This is a genomic window from Acetobacter sp., assembly GCF_047721705.1.
In the GTDB taxonomy this organism is placed as follows: Bacteria; Pseudomonadota; Alphaproteobacteria; order Acetobacterales; family Acetobacteraceae; genus Acetobacter.
The window spans coordinates 42,861-60,151 of sequence record NZ_JBDNXK010000007.1; the positions used below are offsets into that span (position 1 = coordinate 42,861).

Annotated in this window: 16 protein-coding genes; 13 read left to right on the forward strand and 3 right to left on the reverse strand. The window is 56.1% G+C overall.

Annotated features, from left to right (window positions below; translation table 11 throughout):
- The first annotated feature begins 4 nt into the window (after positions 1-4).
- From pstB to ABF824_RS02360, 7 genes are all read left to right on the forward strand, one after another.
- The gene (pstB, locus tag ABF824_RS02330; RefSeq protein WP_415486216.1) at positions 5-796 is read left to right on the forward strand and encodes a phosphate ABC transporter ATP-binding protein PstB; all 792 of its coding nucleotides are present in this window, start codon (positions 5-7) and stop codon (positions 794-796) included.
- A gap of 13 nt (positions 797-809) precedes the next feature.
- Positions 810-1,511, forward strand: coding sequence for a phosphate signaling complex protein PhoU (gene phoU, locus ABF824_RS02335; protein WP_415486218.1), 702 nt, complete (start codon positions 810-812; stop codon positions 1,509-1,511).
- Positions 1,512-1,519: 8 nt separating this feature from the next.
- Positions 1,520-2,230, forward strand: coding sequence for a phosphate regulon transcriptional regulator PhoB (gene phoB, locus ABF824_RS02340; protein WP_415486219.1), 711 nt, complete (start codon positions 1,520-1,522; stop codon positions 2,228-2,230).
- A 29-nt stretch (positions 2,231-2,259) separates the two neighbouring features.
- Positions 2,260-3,444, forward strand: coding sequence for an ATP-binding protein (locus ABF824_RS02345; RefSeq protein WP_415486220.1), 1,185 nt, complete (start codon positions 2,260-2,262; stop codon positions 3,442-3,444).
- A gap of 121 nt (positions 3,445-3,565) precedes the next feature.
- Complete coding sequence (gene pstS / locus ABF824_RS02350; protein WP_415486221.1) at positions 3,566-4,582, forward strand: phosphate ABC transporter substrate-binding protein PstS; 1,017 nt, start codon at positions 3,566-3,568, stop codon at positions 4,580-4,582.
- A gap of 206 nt (positions 4,583-4,788) precedes the next feature.
- On the forward strand, positions 4,789-5,748 hold the full coding sequence (locus ABF824_RS02355) for a hypothetical protein (protein WP_415486222.1): 960 nt from the start codon (positions 4,789-4,791) through the stop codon (positions 5,746-5,748).
- A 32-nt stretch (positions 5,749-5,780) separates the two neighbouring features.
- Positions 5,781-7,142, forward strand: coding sequence for a DUF4910 domain-containing protein (locus tag ABF824_RS02360; protein ID WP_415486223.1), 1,362 nt, complete (start codon positions 5,781-5,783; stop codon positions 7,140-7,142).
- 34 nt (positions 7,143-7,176) lie between these two features.
- On the opposite strand, the gene ABF824_RS02365 is transcribed toward ABF824_RS02360, so the two are convergent.
- Positions 7,177-7,668, reverse strand: coding sequence for an Lrp/AsnC family transcriptional regulator (locus ABF824_RS02365; protein ID WP_415486224.1), 492 nt, complete (start codon positions 7,666-7,668; stop codon positions 7,177-7,179).
- A gap of 301 nt (positions 7,669-7,969) precedes the next feature.
- On the opposite strand from ABF824_RS02365, the gene ABF824_RS02370 reads away from it, so the two are divergent.
- The 6 genes from ABF824_RS02370 (at position 7,970) to ABF824_RS02395 (ending at position 14,094) form a co-directional block, all read left to right on the forward strand.
- Positions 7,970-9,265 carry an NAD(P)/FAD-dependent oxidoreductase gene (locus ABF824_RS02370; RefSeq protein ID WP_415486226.1) on the forward strand — a complete coding sequence of 432 codons (1,296 nt, stop codon included), beginning with the start codon at positions 7,970-7,972 and terminating at the stop codon, positions 9,263-9,265.
- Positions 9,262-9,789, forward strand: a complete 528-nt coding sequence (locus ABF824_RS02375) for an L-2-amino-thiazoline-4-carboxylic acid hydrolase (RefSeq protein ID WP_415486227.1) — start codon at positions 9,262-9,264, stop codon at positions 9,787-9,789. Before ABF824_RS02370 ends, ABF824_RS02375 begins: the two co-directional genes overlap by 4 nt.
- Complete coding sequence (locus tag ABF824_RS02380) at positions 9,786-10,991, forward strand: M20 aminoacylase family protein (RefSeq protein ID WP_415486228.1); 1,206 nt, start codon at positions 9,786-9,788, stop codon at positions 10,989-10,991. The genes ABF824_RS02375 and ABF824_RS02380 overlap by 4 nt, the downstream gene beginning before the upstream one ends.
- Entirely contained in the window at positions 10,988-12,121 is a 1,134-nt protein-coding gene (locus ABF824_RS02385) for a PLP-dependent cysteine synthase family protein (protein ID WP_415486229.1), read from the forward strand. Before ABF824_RS02380 ends, ABF824_RS02385 begins: the two co-directional genes overlap by 4 nt.
- Before the next feature lie 69 nt (positions 12,122-12,190).
- Positions 12,191-12,691, forward strand: a complete 501-nt coding sequence (locus ABF824_RS02390; RefSeq protein WP_415486230.1) for a DUF1543 domain-containing protein — start codon at positions 12,191-12,193, stop codon at positions 12,689-12,691.
- Positions 12,692-12,792: 101 nt separating this feature from the next.
- The gene (locus ABF824_RS02395; protein WP_415486231.1) at positions 12,793-14,094 is read left to right on the forward strand and encodes a DUF763 domain-containing protein; all 1,302 of its coding nucleotides are present in this window, start codon (positions 12,793-12,795) and stop codon (positions 14,092-14,094) included.
- Here the strand turns inward: ABF824_RS02395 and ABF824_RS02400 are convergent, their stop codons facing one another.
- Both ABF824_RS02400 and ABF824_RS02405 read right to left on the reverse strand, forming a co-directional pair.
- Positions 14,095-15,429, reverse strand: coding sequence for a hemolysin family protein (locus tag ABF824_RS02400; protein ID WP_415486232.1), 1,335 nt, complete (start codon positions 15,427-15,429; stop codon positions 14,095-14,097).
- Positions 15,430-15,591: 162 nt separating this feature from the next.
- The gene (locus ABF824_RS02405) at positions 15,592-17,049 is read right to left on the reverse strand and encodes an amino acid permease (protein WP_415486233.1); all 1,458 of its coding nucleotides are present in this window, start codon (positions 17,047-17,049) and stop codon (positions 15,592-15,594) included.
- Positions 17,050-17,291: the final 242 nt, after the last annotated feature.

Genomic DNA, 17,291 nt, shown 5'->3' on the forward strand with positions numbered 1-17,291 from the left:
GCGAATGATTGGCGCAACAACGAACGGACAGGCCGTCGAGGAAAAGCCAGCGATCGCAGTCAAGTCGCTGGACTTCTACTACGGTGAGAACAAGGCGCTGCGGAACATCACCATGAACTTCGCGCGCCGGAAAGTGACGGGAATGATTGGTCCGTCCGGCTGCGGCAAGTCCACGCTTCTGCGCATTCTCAACCGTATGTATGATCTTTATCCAGGTCAGCGCGCGTCGGGTGAGGTCATTTTCGACGGTCGCAACATCATCGGCCCCGGCATCGACGTGAACCGTCTGCGCGCCCGCGTGGGCATGGTGTTCCAGAAGCCGACCCCTTTTCCAATGTCGATCTATGACAACATCGCTTTCGGCGTGAAACTGCACGAGAAGCTGTCGCGTTCCGAGATGGATGGCCGTGTTGAGGACGTGCTGCGTCGTGTTGCATTATGGACGGAAGTGAAAGACCGCCTGAAGGCTTCCGCCACGGCGCTTTCCGGTGGTCAGCAGCAGCGTCTTTGCATTGCCCGCACGATCGCAACGCGTCCGGAAGTGGTGCTTCTCGATGAGCCGACCAGCGCGCTCGACCCCGTTTCGACAGCCCGCATCGAAGAGCTGCTCGACGAACTGAAAAAAGAATTTACCATCGCCATCGTGACGCACAACATGCAGCAGGCGGCGAGATGCGCGGATCAGGTGGCGTTTTTCTACCTCGGGGAACTGGTGGAAATGGACAGCACCGACCGCATGTTCACCGCGCCGAAAGAAACGCGGACGCAGGATTACATCACCGGCCGCTTCGGCTGAGAAGGACAGGGCGATGACCGAATCAACGCATACCGTCAAAAGTTACGAGCAGGAACTCGATCATCTTCGCAGCCTGATGACGCAGATGGGTGGGCTGGTTGAACGCCAGACGGCCCAGGCGGTGAAGGCTGTTGTCGATGGTGACGAGGAAGCTGCCGTCGAGGCACCGGAACTTGATCCGGAAGTCGATGAACTGGAACGGGAAGCCGAGGCGCTGGCCATTCGGATACTTGCCCTGCGTTCCCCCATGGCGATCGACCTGCGCACCATTGTCGCGGGCCTGAAGATCACGGGAGATCTGGAGCGGATCGGTGATTATGCGTCTTCGATTTCCCGTCGCGCCCTGCGATTGGACCTCGACAGCAGCGTCATGCCGCTCGCAGGTCTGAAAAACATGGGCCGTCTGGTTCAGGACAATCTGCGTCGCGCCATTGATGCGCTGACCACCCGCGATCGTGACGGGGCTGTGGCGGTCTGGCAGTCGGATACGGCGGTGGACGAGCTTTATACGGCCATGTTCCGTGAGCTTGTGACCTATATGATGGAAGACCCGCGCAACATCAGCACCTGCATCCATCTGCTGTTCGTGGCCAAGAATCTTGAGCGGATCGGGGATCACACAACCAATATCGCCGAACGTGTCTATTATGCCGTAACGGGCGAAATGTTGCCGGCTGTGCGTCCGCGTGGCGGTCGTGCATCGGCGTCCGCCTGAGAGTCTCCATGTCAGAAACGCAAGGTGGAAACGGGCTTCGCCTGTTGGTGGTGGAGGATGATCCCTCTTTGCAGGTGATGCTCCGCTACAATCTCGAAAAGCAGGGCTATCGCGTCGAAGTGGCGGATGATGGGGAGACGGCCCTGACGGCTATCAGCGGCTTCCGTCCCTCGCTCGTGCTGCTCGACTGGATGCTGCCCGGCAACCTTAGCGGCATTGATGTATGCCGCCGCCTGCGCAGTATGCCGGGAGGACATGAGTTGCCCGTCATCATGCTGACGGCCCGCTCGGAGGAAACCGACGCCATTCGTGGCCTTGAAACCGGCGCGGATGATTATCTGACCAAGCCGGTGAGTATGGCGACGCTGGAAGCCCGTATCCGCGCATTGCTGCGCCGTGCGCAGGGACCGTCGGAACTGCTGCATTTCGAGGACATCGTGCTTGATCTGGTCAAGCATCGGGTCGATCGGGGTGGACGTTCCGTGCAGCTTGGTCCGACAGAGTTCCGGTTACTGGAATTTTTCATGCGTCGGCCGGGTCGGGTTTTCTCACGTGAGGAAATCCTGCGCTCGATCTGGGGCGAGAACATTCATGTGGAAATCCGCACCGTTGATGTGCATATCCGGCGCCTGCGCAAGGAAATCAACGGTCCGGGTGAGCTGGATCTGATCCGCACGGTCAGATCCGCAGGGTACGCGCTGGATAACGAAGGCGAATAACGCCTTTATTTTCTCCTGAAGGAAACAGCATGACCGGAACCGAGTTTGCGGCATGTCTGGTGTTCGTGTGGCTGTCAGGCGGTCTGATCGGGTGGTTCGCGCGCGGGTGGCGCCTCAGCCGCGTCCTTCCGGGGAGCGCCCGCGCGCGCCGTGAGGAAATCGGCACCTCTTCCGTTTCGCTCGAGGAAATGCTTGATCTGCTGCCGGATGCTGCGGTGCTGCTGGATGGGCACGGTGCAAAGCGCTTCGCCAATATCGAAGCTCATGAAGCGTTTGGTGATGCGCTTGGCACCATTATGCGGCATCCGGACGTGTTTGCTGCGATGCGCCAACTGAACGGCGTTACGCTGCGCTCCACTGCGGAAATTGTGTTGGAAGTCCCTGTCCGCCGCGTTGTGAAGGTTGATCTGCGTATCCTGCCCGAAGTGCTGGCAATCGGGCCCATGCGTGCGCTTGCCATACTCACGGACTGTTCGGAGCGTGACGCCGTCGAACGGATGCGTTCCGATTTCGTGGCTTATGCCAGCCATGAACTGCGCACACCTTTGACAGCACTGATCGGATTTATCGAAACGCTTCGAGGCTCTGCCGCAGATGACCCCGCTGCCCAGCAGCAGTTTCTGGGCATCATGGCCATGCAGGCGAATCGCATGCAGAGGCTGATCGAGCAGCTTCTGGAGCTGTCACGCGCCGAGATGCTGGAGCATCGCAAGCCCCGTGGGACGGTGGATGCGCTGCATATCGTGAACCTTGTGCGCGACGAGATGGGTGGCCTGTGCGAGTCGCGGAATGTCGAACTCAAGACGTCCGCCGAATCCGTTGCTGTGCAGGGGGATGGCGAGCAGATCATCCGGGTTCTGGTCAATTTGGTGGAAAATGCCGTGAAGTATGCGGGCGCAGATGGACGGGCGGTGCAGATTTCTGTCAGCGCTACACCGCAACTGCTGCGTGGACGTCCCGGCGTGGCCTTCATTGTGGAGGATAACGGTGTGGGGATTGCCGAGGAGCATCTCCCGCGCCTTACCGAGCGGTTCTATCGGGTGGAAGGCCGTCGCATGGGCGCGTCTTCCGGTTATGGTCTCGGGCTTGCCATCGTGCGCCATATCATGGACCGTCATGACGGTTGTTTCGAAATCACCAGCACGGTCGGCAAGGGCACGCAATGCATGTTCTGGCTGCCGATACTGCGTGATTCCCGTCTCGCTGCCGCCTGATCCCGCCTGTGGCGTTGTCATGAAGACATCATTTTTCCTGTGGCGCGTTGTGGGGTAGGAGCAGGCGTTGAACGCCCCGCCACAAGGACAGGGCGTTGCGCTGTTTTCAATGGAGTTGAGAATGCTCGACAAAAACCGTTTTCTCGCCGCGCTTCTACTGACGGCTGCCCCCGTCCTGGCGCATCAGGCCCACGCGGCGGACATCACGGGCGCTGGGTCGAGCTTCGCAGCGCCGATCTATCAGGCTTGGGGTGACGGTGCGAAGTCAGCAGTTGGTATTGCCCTCAACTATCAGAGCGTTGGTTCCAGTGCCGGTCAGAATCTTGTCACGGCCCGCACTGTCGATTTCGGTGCGTCCGATGCTCCGATGGCTGACGACAAGCTGGCATCCGCAAGCCTTTACCAGTTCCCGACGGTCATCGGTGGTATCGTGCCGATCGTGAACATTCCTGGTGTGGCGTCCAACCAGCTCAAGCTGAGCGGTGAAGTGCTGGCTGATATCTATCTCGGCAACATCACCAGCTGGAACGATCCCAAGATCAAGGCTCTGAACCCCGGTTTGTCCCTACCTGACACGGCTGTGGCACCAGTGCATCGTGCAGACGGTTCCGGCACGACCTTTGTATTCACTTCCTATCTGAGCAAGGTCTCCGCTTCCTGGAAAGATCAGGTTGGCGCAGCGACGTCCGTTCAGTGGACGGGTGGCGCAGGTGCCCGCGGCAATGATGGTGTCGGTGCTTCCGTACGCGCCACGGAAGGTGGCATTGGTTACGTTGAATACGCCTATGCGCGCCGTAACAGCATTCCGACGGTCATGCTGCAGGACAAGGACGGCGAATTCGTTGCGCCTGATTTCACCAGCTTCTCTGCGGCCGCTTCTTCAGCGGACTGGGAGCACGCTTCGCACTTTGCGGTCGATCTGCTGAACGGCGCAGGCAAGAATGTCTGGCCGATCGTCTCCGCGACGTTCGTGCTCGTGCCGACCAATCCGAAAGAGCCGGCTCGTGGCCAGAGCGTCTACAAGTTCTTTGACTATTCGTTCCGCACAGGCGATGCGACGGCCAAGAAGCTTGATTATGTTCCGCTTCCGGAGAGCGTGAAGCAGAAAATCGAGATGGGTTATCCGGGTAAAAATTAAGCCATTCAGACAGTTTTCTGATTTGGTTGAAAAGCCTGCTCCTTGGAGCAGGCTTTTTTTGTTGGAGTTTGGTTCGGTTCCCGATCTTGCTGGTGGTTTTTCTAAAGAAATTGTCATCTGAAATGGATGTCACAAATAGGAAATCAGAATAAATAAAAATGGACTTTTCTGGAAGGAATGCAGGATGATCGAAACATGACGATCAGATGCTGAGCATGGTTAAGGAGCATAAGCGTATGCGATGCGTGATTCTGTTCCGCACCCACACCTGGGATGATTTTGTACTTCGCCAATATGAAAAAGTCCGGGACAGCAGTCCATTTGAAGTTGTCATTCTGGCAAATAATACAGACGGTATGTGTCCCCCGATAGAAGGCCTGCCATTTGTTACTTTTGAATTTGCAGATTTTGAAAAAATGGGATTGGCTTCAGGCATCAAGGGGGATAGTACATGGTATAATGCCGATTATCCCTTGTATTATTACGCAAAGAAATTTCCTGATTATGATTATTATATCATATGGGAATACGATGTTGTGGTGCGCCAGAATATAGAAGCTTTGATGGAACGGGTTGTGTCTCAAGGACACGACGTGGTTGCGCAACGCGTTGACGATCCTTTTCATGACTGTGATTATATTTATAGCATTGATGGTGTTTATTCACCGAATTTGGTCGAAAAAACCTATTTTCCATTGGCTGTTTTCTCCAAAAAAGCAATTGATGAGCTTTTTGCTCGACGATTACATCTCTCCAGGAGATTGCTTTCAGGAGAGATAAAATTCTGGCCCCACGCAGAGCTTTTTATGGGCACGGAGCTTAGGGCAAGTCAGCTTTCTGTGGCCCAGTTTTCCTCTTACGGTGCCGCAAAATTCCTATCTCATTATCCCCCAATATTTGAGGAAGATTTATTAGGAATATGGCAAGAGCAGTTTGTACATCCTGTTCTTGATGCAAAACGCTATGTAGAAAGCGTCATCCGTTATGAAGGGCGTCCTGAACGGTATCTTAATCCGACCAGTTCGTTCCATAAAACCCTTCGACGCTTTCCGTTTTCTCTTTACAAGCAGTCTCTCTTTCGGGCTTTTCAGAAGAGATTTATAAAAGTGTCTGGGATATGCAGGAAAAAAATTATGTCAATTTTTGAGCGCAAGGGGGGCTTGTGAAGCAGTCTTAGTATTTTGAGGTGAATAATAAAATGAATAATATTTTGAAGCCCGATCTCTATGATGTTTTGTGTAACTCCACTTCTGGTGATGTTCTTTTCTCTCATGCGGAAGAACTGTTTCCAATTCTCCGCAGTATAACAGGGGAGGGAATCAGGGAAACCCTGAGATATGCAGAAGAGAAAACAAGAAATTTTAAATTGACTGACATTCCATCAGGAACGAAAGTTTTGGATTGGATAGTGCCGGATGAATGGAATCTCAAATCGGCAAAAATAAAAAATACTAATGGGGATGTCTTGGTAGATGTTGCAAATTCATCTCTTCATATAATGCAATATAGCACTGCCTATCGTGGGGAGGTTTCTCATGATGTTCTCATGCAGCATATTTTTACACTCCCTGATCAGCCTGATCTTATCCCGTATAAAACGAGTTACTATAATAAGAACTGGGGGTTTTGCATTTCTGAAAATCATCGAAATAATCTTATTGATCCAGAATATCGTGTAGAAATAGATGCCTCATTGGAGCCAGGAAATCTTACTTACGGAGAAGTGCTTATTCCGGGTGACACAGAAGAAGAGATTTTCTTCTCAATTCATTGTTGTCATCCCTCTCTTGCCAATGACAATCTTTCATCTTTTTCGATAGTGCTCGAATTGATTCGAGCACTGCAAATGATCCCGCGTCTTCGTTTTTCTTATCGCTTTGTTTTCGTGCCAGGTACAATCGGTGCCATAGCGTGGCTTTCCAACAATTTTGAAAGTTGCCATAAAATCCGAAATGGTTTGGTTCTGAGCTGTCTGGGTGACAGTGGAGACATTACATATAAAAAATCACGTAATGAAAAATGTTCCACCAATCATTATCTGCAATGGCTGATTGATCAGGAAGGGAAAGGACGGGTTCTGGCATTTGAACCTTATGGTTACGATGAAAGACAGTACTGCTCGCCCGGCTTCAATCTACCCGTGGGATGCCTCATGCGTTCTCCCAATGGCACATTTCCTGAATATCACACATCAGCTGATAATCTGGATTTTATAAAGCCTGAGTATTTGCTGGAATCATTTAAATTTATTGCAAAATTTATTTCTCTTGTTGAAAATGATGTTTTTCCTGTCAGTAAATTTCCTTACGGAGAGCCGCAGTTGGGGCGCAGAGGGTTATACCCTTCCTCCTCAGGTGATGTGTCCAATGCACAAGATGTTCCAAGCCAAATGAGCATTCTGTGGGTGTTGAATCTTGCGGATGGCGAGCATTCTCTTCTGGATATGATGATAAAATCGGGAAAATCTTTTGCTTCCATACTTTCGACAGTTGATCTGTTGAGTAAAGGGGATGTCATCCATTTAAGTCAGGTAAGATGTGGCCTTTCGGCGCAAATATAGAGTGTTTGTAAAAAAGCGGTAAGCCTCCTATCCGCTAAACAAGTGCAGTTTCTTTGCTAATAAGATGATTGGTCGGCACTGCCGTCGTGAATTTCAGCTCTTCCATTGAGATTGAAGAGCTGACCTGCGTAAACTCCAACTGTTCTATCATGGTTTTATAGACCTTGTCATAGGTCGCAATATCCGGAACCATGGCCTTGAGGATATAATCTACGGTGCCGGTAAGGCGATATGCCTCTACAATCTCCGGAATACTTTCCAGTAACTTCCTGAATTTTGTAAGCCATGCAGTTTCATGGCGTGGCGCGATAACCGAGATGAAAATTGTCATCGGCACGCCCATTTTCTTGGGGTCGACGAGTGTGACGCGCTCCCGGATGATCCCGGCGTTTTCCATCCGGCGGATACGCCGCCAGCAGGGCGTCTGGGATAAGCCAACCTCTTCGGCCAGGACGGCAACAGGACGATCGCGTTCCTGCAACAGGTCGAGGATCTTGCGATCGATCTTGTCAAAGCCACCTGTCATTTTGTTCGCTTCCCTGTGGTTTCCAGAAGATTTTTTGGAGTAATGGAATATTCTTCCGCCAGTGCCGCTGATACGGTAAAGCTTATAGTGTATATAATTCAAATCAAGACACAATTCTGAAAAATTATTCCATAATTTGTCGATATTTGAGAATTATTTTCTAAAATATAGTCATATTGTAGATTGTTTCTTGATAGGAATGGTGTCTCGCGCTTATTGTCGCCTCATAGATTGCCCCCTTGATGGAACGGTTCGAGATGCGTTTCCCGGATGAACAATGGAGAGAAGGACGCGCTGCACCATGATTGCGTCCGCCGTTCCTTCCCTATGGGAGGCCGTCACGCCTCCCGGCGCAGCCAGACCTGCGTTGTGCGAGGATATTGCGGTCGATACGGTTATTGTCGGCGGTGGCCTGAGTGGATTGTCCGCTGCGCTGACATTGGCGGGAAAAGGGCAAAAGACGGCTCTGATGGAGGCCCATCAGGTCGGCTGGGGCGCATCGGGGCGCAACAACGGGCAGATCATCCCCACGATGACGGCTGCCGAGCCCGATACGTTGCGGGAAGCCTTCGGTTCTGTGGGTGAGCAGTTTGCACGCCTCGTGGGCGGAAGCGCCGCTGCCCTGTTCGATCTTGTCAGAAAGGAGAACATAGACGCAGAGGCCGAGCAGACCGGCTGGTTCCAGCCAGCGCACTCTCCCGGTCGTATGCGTCTTTCCGCAGCGAGAGTGGAAGGCTGGCAGCGCTTTGGCTTTCCTGCGCGACTGGTCGAACGTGAGGAGGCGTGCGCAATGCTCGGCTCCGATCTCTGGTATGGTGGGATGTTCAACCCGACAGGTGGGCATATCAATCCACTGGCCTTTGCGCGCGGTCTGGCTTCGGCGGCGGAGAAAGCCGGGGCAACAATTTATGAAAATAGCCCAGCGGTCAGTTGGAAGCGCGAAGGATCTTTCTGGCATGTAAAGACTGAAAAAGGCTCAGTGAAGGCAAAGAATTTTCTACTCCTGACAAATGCCTATACCGGAAAAGTGGTGCCCTCTTTTGCATCCAACTTTGCGAACACCATTGTGCCCATTCTGTGCTGGCAGGTGGCCACGGCCCCCCTTTCGGAAGAGCAGCGAAAGGAAATACTCCCGGGGCGACAGGCAGTTTCAGATACGCATGGCGATCTGAGGTTCTTCCGTTACGATGCGCGTAATCGCCTGATTACGGGAGGAGCGGTTCTAGGAAGCTGGAATGCCGCCCGGCGTGTTGCGCGCAAGGCAGGAGCCATGCTGGCGGAGGCATACCCTTCTCTTGCCCCCCCCGCGATCACTCATGTCTGGAGCGGGTATCTCGGCATGACACCGGATCGTCTGCCGCGCGTCCATAATTTTGGGCCGGGCGCGTGGACGTGGATCGGGTGCAACGGGCGCGGGGTTGCGCTGAGTGTCGCGCTTGGCCGCGAAATTGCCCGGGCTGTTTCGGGTGAGCCCATAGCCTCACTCGCGTTGCCTCTGTCAAATCCGATACCGTTACCATTTCACAGTCTGACCTGCCGCATCGCGCCTTTTTATCTTACGTGGCTGCAACGTCAGGATCGTCAGGAGATAGCATGATGAGCAGCATGCCGGAAGATGAGGTCTCCATCCTTTCGCGCCGTGGGATCGAAGCGCAGATGTTGCGTAACGTGCATGACGTCATCACGGCTCGTTCCGGAAAGGCGGAGGCGGATGCGGTCATCAATGAAGCCGTAAGTGACGCGGCGATCGCTCAGGGACGCCAACTGGCCGAGGCGGTCGGTCACACGCCAACTCTGAAAGATCTTCAATCGGTGCTGGCGCTCTGGACGCGCGAGGACGCTCTTTCGATGGAGATCATCGAGAGTACGCCAGAGCGTCTTTCTTTCAATGTCACCCGCTGCCGTTACGCCGAAATGTATCGGCAGATGGGGCTGGGGCATCTGGGCCACATCTTCTCCTGCAACCGTGATGGCGATTTCTGCATCGGCTTCAACCCGGACATGGTGTTCGAGCGGACGCAGACCATCATGGATGGCGCTCCATACTGCGATTTTCGCTATCGCATGGCCTCTGGAAAACGTGAGGATGAGACCGTGTCCAAAACGGAAAATAAATCATGAGTCTGATGGATTTCGATCCTGTTGTTGTGGAAAATCTTGATAAGCTCACTGAATTTCGTCGAGATTTACATGCATATCCGGAACTGTTGTACGATCTGCCCCGCACCTCTTCCCGTGTAGCCGAAGCTCTGCGGCGCATCGGCTGTGATGAGGTCGTGGAAGGAGTGGGGGGAACCGGCATCGTCGCGACCATTCGGGGTGCCACGAACTCTTCCGGGCGCTCCATCGGTCTGCGCGCGGATATGGACGCGCTGCCAGTTCTGGAAACAGGTGATTCCGCTTGGAAGTCTCGGATTGCGGGACGCATGCATGCCTGCGGTCACGACGGGCATACGACGATGCTTCTGGGGGCAGCGGAAGCGCTGGCCAAACAGCGGAACTTCGACGGGACTGTAGTGCTGATCTTCCAGCCTGCGGAAGAGGGGGGCGCTGGTGCCCGCGCGATGATTGAGGATGGTTTGTTCGATCGCTGGCCTGTGGACGAGGTTTACGCCATCCATAACCGTCCGGGCCTTGCTGTGGGGCATTTCACCATCGCACCGGGACCGATCATGGGATCGGTGGACGCCATCGACATCGTGCTGCGGGGTGTCGGCGCTCATGCGGCGGCACCGCAGGACGGCGTTGATCCGGTGCCAGCGACAGCGGCCTTGATTCAGGCCGTGCAGACCATCGCTGCCCGCAATATCGATCCGATCGATTCCGCCGTTGTGTCCATCACCACCATTCATGGGGGCGATGCGTTCAACGTCATCCCCGAAAGCATCCGGCTGACTGGCACCGTGCGCACCTTGCGCGAGACGGTGCGTAATCGGATCGAAAAACGACTGCATGAACTGGTGGAGGGAATTTCAGAAGCTTTCGGAATTTCAGGTGAGCTGAAATACACGCGGAGCTATCCCGTGACCGTGAATCATCCGCAGGAAACGGAATATGCCGCACAGGCTGCGGAAACCGTCGCGGGTCCGGCATCTGTCACGCGGGATATGCCCCCCAGTCTGGCCGGGGAGGATTTCGCCTTCATGCTGGCCGTCAAACCCGGTGCACTCATCAATATCGGCAACGGTCCCAGTGCTGGCCTTCATCACCCGGCATACGACTTCGCTGATGAAGCGCTCGGTTGGGGCAGCACCTTCTGGTGCAATCTGGTGCGTCAGCGGCTCCCGCTTTCCGCCAGTTCGGGGGAGGCTGTGCAGCCATGAGCGAAACTGAAACATTGTGGGACGATCCGGTCGAAAGTCTGGCGCTCAGGCTCACACCGGACTGCGTGGAGCGGGAATGGGCACACAACGCCATCGCCACATTGAAAGGCGACGGACATCGCTCCGCCGACACGCATCTTCTCAAGCCGCTTTTTCCCGGTCTCAAAGGGATTTCCGTTTATCTCAAGGATGAGAGCACCCATCCTACCGGAAGCCTGAAACATCGTCTTGCGCGCTCGCTTTTTCTTTATGGAATCTGCAACGGCTGGATCAGGCAGGGGACCACACTCGTGGAAGCCTCTTCAGGCTCAACGGCAGCCAGCGAGGCCTATTTCGCAAGATTGCTGAACCTACCGTTCATCGCTGTCATGCCGCGTTCGACCAGTCGCCAGAAGATCGACATGATTCACAGTTTCGGTGGACAGTGCCATTTCGTCGATCGTGCGGCGGATGTCTATCTGGTTGCAGCGCGCATTACTGAGGAAACCGGAGGCTACTATCTCGATCAGTTCACGAATGCCGAACGTGCGACGGACTGGCGGGGAAACAACAATATAGCGGAAAGTATTTTCCGTCAGATGAGCGAGGAGGAGTTTCCCGTTCCGGAATGGATCGTGATGAGCGCCGGGACGGGGGGCACATCAGCGACGTTGGGGCGTTATATCCGCTATCAGAGCCTAGCGACGCGTCTCTGCGTTCCGGATGTTGAGAACTCGGCTTTTTACAAGGCGTGGTGCCATCAGGATCCGACGGTCACGGCATCGGGGTCGCGGATCGAAGGGATCGGGCGTCCCCGGGTGGAGCCGTCTTTTCTGCCTCATGTGATCGACCACATGATTCACATCCCGGATGCGGCTTCCATTGCCGCCTCGCATGTCCTGTCGGAACGATTGGGCCGGCAGGTGGGCGGCTCGACGGGCACAAATTTCTTCGGGCTATGTTGGATGGCGGACAAAATGATGCGGGCCGGACGGCGCGGTTCGATCGTGACGCTGATCTGTGACAGCGGCCTGCGTTATGCGGACACGCTCTACAATCCGGAATGGCTTGCTGCCAATGAGATCGACGTAGCGCCCTTCCGTCGCATGCTCAACCGGTTTCTCGATCATGGTATCTTCTCAAACTCTTGATGGGGTGAGGTGTCTGGAAATGCTCCACAGGCGGATGACAGAGACACCCTTGAATGTTATTAATTCGAAATGAAACTCTTTGCATTTTACTTGGGCGGCTCAGCGCCGGGTTCGAACATTGAACTGCACGATGTCCAGTTCGCTGCCGCAGAAAAGCCGGAAGATGCGTGGCCGGATCTTATCAAAAGCTGGTTCGGGACAAGAAAGTCCCTCCATGTTGATGCCTATGGCGAGGTGAAATGGGCGGATGGCTTTTCCGTGACGTTGTCCAGAGAGAAGCCTGAGTCAGCCAACAGGCTGTATTTCATCAATATGGGCGGTTATCTGGAAGGGGCTTTGCGCGAAGAGCACGAGTCCACCTTTCTGGTCGCAGAGACGGCGGAACAGGCAAAAGAGAAAGCTCTGAAGAGCAGCATGCTCGCAGGTCTTTACTATCGTCACAAAGACAATCTGATGGAAGTGGACGACTGTATTCTGCTGGAACGCATCGGTGAAATGTATGTCCATCTGACGCCTCAGCCAGACGGCACGCCATTTGCTGCCGAATGGCAGGGATATCAACCGATCTAAGACGGCTCAGGCGCTTCCGCAACGCAGCTTCATCGGTTCGGTGCGTGTGATTGAGCGTCCCCTGTGATAGGTGAACGAAAGGAGAATGTAAGGGGGCGCACGTGACTCGTCGATCCGGAAGTGCCGATCTGCCGCTGCACGGCGGTCGGGTGCCGATGTGGCTTGCCGAACGGATGAGTCGGCTTGGGGCTGTGATCACGCAGGCCATCGTGCACCATTACGGTCGTGACGAATTTCTCCGTCGCCTGGCTCACCCCTTCTGGTTCCAGTCCTTCGGCGCTGTCATGGGAATGGACTGGCATTCCTCCGGTATTACCACCAGCGTGATGGGAGCACTCAAGCGCGGCCTCGAACCCCTGTCGGGCGAACTGGGGCTGCATGTCTGCGGGGGACGAGGTCGCCACTCCCGCAAAACGCCGGATGAACTGCACGGCATTGCCGACATGACGGGGCTTGATGGGGATGCGCTTGCCCGCGCCAGCCGTTTGGTGGCGAAGGTGGATAGCGCCGCCGTGCAGGACAGTTTTGATCTGTATCTGCACAGCTTTGTGCTGGCTGACGACGGCCAGTGGGTTGTGATCCAGCAGGGGATGAACGGTGAGAGCCGCTATGCCCGCCGTTATCACTGGCAGTCGGAGGGGCTGGAGAGTTTCCTGTCAGATCCGCACAGCGCCATCGATGGTAAGCCCCGTGGAAACATCATCAATCTTGCTGACAGGCGCGCAGAAAAAAGCCGGGGAGCGCAACTGGATCTGCTGCGCGATCTCGGGCCGGACAAGGTCGCGCGTGAAGTCGCGTTACTGCGTGGCCATGAGGACCAGCAGCAGACGCTGCCGCATCTTGTCATGCCCGAACATCATGATGTGCGCTCGGGTGATGTGATGATCCGTCGCCTCCACGGAGCGCTCGCGGCAGCAGCCGATCGTGGACCGGAGGACTTTCAGGACTTGCTGCTCGTGCCCGGGGTAGGAGCGAGAACGGTCGAGGCGCTGGCGATGGTGGCGGAGGTGGTGCATGGGACGCCCTGCCGCTTTGCCGATCCCGCCCGTTTTTCCATGGCGCATGGGGGCAAGGACCGCCATCCGTTCCCCGTGCCGACAGAGGTGTATGACCGGACGATCGCCATGCTCAAGACGGCAGTGGAAGACGCTCGGCTTGGAAATGAGGAGCGGCTGGACGCCATTCAGAGGCTGGACAAACAGGCGCGGCAACTCGAGCGCTGGGTGAGCGGTCCTTCGCTGGAGAACCACATGGCGGCGGAACGGGCCGCCTCCCATGGTTATGGCGGTCGGAGTGTGTTCGGTTGGGAGCCGCCCGCCAAAGCGCCTGTTGTGAAGACAGTCCCTCGTCCGGCGAAGACGGTCGGCAAGCGTCGTCCGCCCCGTTTCGCCCTGACGCCGTGACTATGGCCCGGCGAAAGGCGGCAGAGCCGGAGTGTCTTCGGGGCGCTCCAGCCGGATGACCAGCAGCTGATTGATCCGGAAGCCTTCCACGTCCACCACTTCGAAGCGGAAACCACCTGCGTCTGTGCGATCCGCCTTGCGGGCCATGCGGCGGAGGCGGTGCATGACAAATCCGGCGATGGTGTCGAACGAACTGCTGTCCGGCAGCCCTGTCATGCCCAGTTCGCGAATGACATCACCAATGGGAGCCGCGCCGTCGATCAGCCACGAATTTTCGTCGCGGCGCACAATGAGCTGTTCTTCAAATGGCGTCGCCAGTCCGTCCATCAGCGCGCCCATGATGTCCTTGAAGGTGATGAGCCCTACCACCATGCCGTATTCGCTGATGACGAGCGCGAAGCCAGCGCCATGCGCATCGAACTGGGCGAGCGTATCCCACAAATTCAGTGTCTCCGGCACGGAGAGCACATCGCGCCGTAGACGCCCGAGGGTCAGTTTGCGGGCGTCCTCCTCGGAGGCCACGAAGATATCCTCGATGCGCACGGAGCCGATCACATGATCAAGGCCGCCATTGCATAGAGGATAACGGGAATAGGGATCGTGACGGACCTTGGAGCGCACGGTGTCAGGCGTTTCCTGCACGTCGAGATAAACGATTTCGTCGCGCGGGGTCATCGCTGAGCTGACGGAACGGTCCTGCAGGGCAAGCACGTTCTGGATCATCTGGTGCTCGTCTTCGCGCAGGACGCCGGAGATAGTGCCGGCGGCGAGAATCGCGCGGAGATCTTCCGGTGTGACCGGCTCCACGGCAGAGGCCGCTGGAATCTTCATTGCGCGCAGCATCGCGTCGGAGATTTTGGAGAAAATCCAGACGAATGGATAAAGCAGATGCAGGGCGGCGGAGGGAAACCAGCCGATCGCCAGACCGATCCGGTCGGGGGCATTCATGGCGATTCGCTTCGGTAGCAGGTCAGCGAAGACGACGAATGTGCCCGTGATGAAGATAAAGGCGACCGACGCGCCGAGATTGTCGGCGGATGTAGCGCTCAGCCCCCATCTCTGAAAGATCTGACTGAGAGGCGGCGTCAGCATGTCGGAGCTGACGATACCGCCGAGGATGCCGACGGCATTGAGGAGAATCTGGAGCACCGTCATCACCTGTCCGCTGTTGCGGCGCAGGGCGAGGAAGGCAGTGGCCCGTTCATCACCCGCTTCGGCGCGGGAGCGCAGACGGACATCGCGCGCGGCGGCGAACGAGATTTCTGAAAGCGAGATGAGGATGTTGATGGCAATAAGGGCGACGACAGCGAGGACGCCCATCAGGAGGAGCAGCACGAGACCGACCGTTTTCTTTTTTGGTACCGTGCTTTACGCGAGCGCGGCTTCGCGGTGTCTATATCCTGTCAACGACATGATACGCCAGTTTTCCTTGGAGTCGGCTATCCAGCCCGCTCACTTAGTAGCTTCACATGTCGCATGAGCGAAAGTGGAGGAGCCTCATTCCTGTGCTCCCAACAGACTCTTTCTGCGTCCATAGGCAAAATACACCCCCATGCCGATGACCAGCCATACGATAAGGCGAATCCATGTGAGGATATCGAGCGAAACCATGACCACAAGGCAGGACAGGATGCCGAGCACGGGGATGATGTAGTTTCCCGGCACCCTGAAGCCGCGCTCCCGTTCCGGTTCCTGATGTCGCAGAATCATGACGCCAGCGCAGACGATGGTGAAGGCGAGAAGCGTGCCGATGGAGGTCATGTGGCCCAGTTCGGCAATAGGTAGAAAGGCGGCCAGCACGCCAGTCAGGATCATGAAAAACAGATTGCACAGCCAGGGCGTATGAAAACGCGCGTGTGTGCGGCTGAAGAGCGGCGGGAGCAGACCGTCACGCGACATGGCGAAGAACACGCGGCTCTGCCCCAGAAGAAGAACGAGCAGCACGGATGTGAACCCGCAGATGATGCCGAGCTTGATGGCGATCTGGAGCCACGTGATGCCGGTGCGGTCGATGGCGGTGGCGACAGGCGCGGGATCACCCGCCATGTCAGCGTAGTTCACGATTCCGGTCAGCACGAAGGAGAAGAGCACGTAAGCCGACGCGCAGACGATCAGGCTGCCAAGGATACCGATCGGCACGTCACGCTTGGGATTTTTCGTCTCCTGTGCAGCGGTGGAAAGCGCATCGAAGCCGATATAGGCGAAGAAGATGGTGCCCGCGGCCCGCATGACGCCGGAGAATCCGAAATGCCCGAATTCACCGGCGTTCGGGGGAATAAAGGGGTGATAGTTGGTCGTATCGATCCACGGGATGCCGAAACCGATGAAGGCGACGATGACCGACAGTTTGATGGCCACGATGACGGCATTGACCCGCGCGGATTGCGATGTGCCCCGGATCAGCAGCATGGAAATCAGCACGATGATGAGGGCGGCGGGCAGATTCGCGATGCCGCTGGCGCTGCTTCCGTCGGGCAACTGAACGGTCTGGAAAGGGGAGGCCGTAAAACGCGCAGGCAGGTGGATGCCCCAGCCGGAGAGCAGAGACGTGACATAGCCGGACCAGCTTACGGAGACGGTGGCGGCACCTACGGCATATTCCAGAACCAGATCCCAGCCGATGATCCAAGCGATCACTTCACCCATCGTTACATAGGCATAGGAATAGGCGCTGCCTGCCACCGGGATCATGCTCGCCAGCTCGCTGTAGCAGAGCCCGGCAAACCCGCAGGCAATGGCGGCGATGATGTAGGAAAGCGTGACGGCGGGACCGGCATTGTCTCCGGCGGCGATGCCGGTCAGCGAGAAAAGACCGGCGCCGATCGTGGCGCCGATCCCGAGAGCGATGAGGCTTCCCGGTCCAAGGACACGTTTCAGGCCACTGTCAGCTGGCGTATCGGTGAGCGGTTTCCGGCGGAAAAGAGAAGAAGATCGAGGCCGGGCCAACTGAGGCATGCAGAATGTTCCTTGTCGCCGCTCTCTGCTGAGAAGGAGCGGTTTGGTAACGGGGTCTTGGTTTTCACCCTATGAAAAGGCTACAAGCGCGCAAACGGCAAGGCATGATCTGTTTGGGAGCCTCCTTGCTGTGTGGCACGTAGCGCGAAACAGGGAATTCCAAACGTGAGCGAGACCGATCTGCATCGTTTTTTCCGTTCTTCATTGGGTGAGGTTGACGCTGAGGTTGCGTCGGCGATTGC